Source organism: Deinococcus pimensis DSM 21231, assembly GCF_000519345.1.
GTDB classification, from domain to species: Bacteria; Deinococcota; Deinococci; order Deinococcales; family Deinococcaceae; genus Deinococcus_A; species Deinococcus_A pimensis.
The window spans coordinates 91451-91814 of sequence record NZ_KI912672.1; the positions used below are offsets into that span (position 1 = coordinate 91451).

Genomic DNA, 364 nt, shown 5'->3' on the forward strand with positions numbered 1-364 from the left:
ACGGGCGTCACGCCCGCCACGAGCACCGTTAGGGCGCGGTCCGGCACCCTCGGGACGGCGGTGACGCGCCCCATCCGCACGGCCGGGGGCTTCCCCGGCGACGCGTGTGGCGACTTCCCGGTCGGCACGGGCGCCGCGAGCGACGAGAGGCCCACGAGAAGACCGAGCAGCGCGCGAACGACCACCGTCACGGAACCGCCGGACCGGCGGCGCCCCCCACCCTGGGATCCATGGTCCAGTGTCGCACGGGGCCGGGCGTGGTTTGCTGAAGGGGATGCGCTCCCTCCGACTGACCCTCCTCCTCGCGGCCCTCGGGGCCGCCCACGCGGGGCCCGCCGAGGACCTCGCCGCCCTCCTGGGAATC

1 protein-coding gene is annotated in these 364 nt (G+C 76.4%); it reads right to left on the bottom strand.

Translation table 11 applies throughout. The annotated features are described in order from the left end of the window. Positions 1–191: hypothetical protein (locus DEIPI_RS41055; protein ID WP_045234948.1), on the bottom strand; the 191-nt coding region annotated here is incomplete at its 3' end. Positions 192–364: the final 173 nt, after the last annotated feature.